Genomic DNA, 1,501 nt, shown 5'->3' with positions numbered 1-1,501 from the left:
GTGGTTAAGTTACTAAGGGCACACGGTGGATGCCTTGGCGCTAGGAGCCGAAGAAGGACGCAGCGAACTGCGATAAGCCTCGGGGAGCGGTAAGCACGCTTTGATCCGGGGATCTCCGAATGGGGAAACCCACCATCTGTAATGGGATGGTATCCTTCACTGAATACATAGGTGATGAGAAGGCAGACCCGGTGAACTGAAACATCTAAGTAGCCGGAGGAAGAGAAAACAATAGTGATTCCGTCAGTAGTGGCGAGCGAACGCGGAAGAGCCTAAACCGTCGGGTTTACCCGGCGGGGTTGTGGGGCGTCTCACATGGAGTTACAAAAGACGCGCGTAGGTGAACAGCTTGGGAAAGCTGACCATAGAGCGTGATAGTCGCGTAACCTAAACGCGCGTCTCTCCGAGACCAACCCCGAGTAGCGCGGGACACGTGAAATCCCGTGTGAATCTGGCAGGACCATCTGCTAAGGCTAAATACTACCTAGCGACCGATAGTGAACCAGTACCGTGAGGGAAAGGTGAAAAGCACCCCGGGAGGGGAGTGAAATAGTACCTGAAACCGTGTGCTTACAAATAGTCGGAGCCCGTTAAAAGGGTGACGGCGTGCCTTTTGTAGAATGAACCGGCGAGTTACGGTAGCGTGCGAGGTTAAGTTGAAGAGACGGAGCCGCAGCGAAAGCGAGTCTGAATAGGGCGATAGTACGCTGCCGTAGACCCGAAACCGTGTGATCTAGCCATGTCCAGGGTGAAGGTAGGGTAACACCTACTGGAGGCCCGAACCCACGCACGTTGAAAAGTGCGGGGATGAGGTGTGGCTAGCGGTGAAATTCCAATCGAACTCGGAGATAGCTGGTTCTCCCCGAAATAGCTTTAGGGCTAGCCTCGGAATTTAGAGTCTTGGAGGTAGAGCACTGATTGGACTAGGGGCCCTCATCGGGTTACCGAATTCAGTCAAACTCCGAATGCCAATGACTTATGTCCGGGAGTCAGACGGTGAGTGCTAAGATCCATCGTCAAAAGGGAAACAGCCCAGACCATCAGCTAAGGTCCCCAAGTATACGTTAAGTGGGAAACGATGTGGAGTTGCCCAGACAACCAGGATGTTGGCTTAGAAGCAGCCACCATTTAAAGAGTGCGTAATAGCTCACTGGTCGAGTGACTCTGCGCGGAAAATGTAACGGGGCTAAACGTATCACCGAAGCTATGGCAGTCCTTACGGACTGGGTAGGGGAGCGTTCCAAGCAGCAGTGAAGCCGTACTGGAAAGAGCGGTGGAGCGCTTGGAAGTGAGAATGCCGGTGTAAGTAGCGAAAAGACAAGTGAGAATCTTGTCCACCGAAAGCCTAAGGTTTCCTGGGGAAGGCTCGTCCTCCCAGGGTTAGTCGGGACCTAAGCTGAGGCCGAAAGGCGTAGGCGATGGACAACAGGTTGATATTCCTGTACCACCTCTGTTCCGCTTGAGCAATGGCGTGACGCAGGAGGATAGGGTGAGCGGCCTA

Annotated in this window: 1 rRNA gene; it reads left to right on the top strand. The window is 53.7% G+C overall.

From position 1 onward, the window contains the following. Positions 1 to 2: 2 nt before the first annotated feature. A 23S ribosomal RNA gene (locus tag HP570_RS29065) occupies positions 3 to 1,501 on the top strand; the annotation flags it as partial.

It is taken from the genome of Brevibacillus sp. RS1.1 (assembly GCF_013284365.1).
GTDB lineage: Bacteria > Bacillota > Bacilli > Brevibacillales > Brevibacillaceae > Brevibacillus > Brevibacillus brevis_D.
This window is presented reverse-complemented; position numbering and strand designations above follow the sequence as displayed.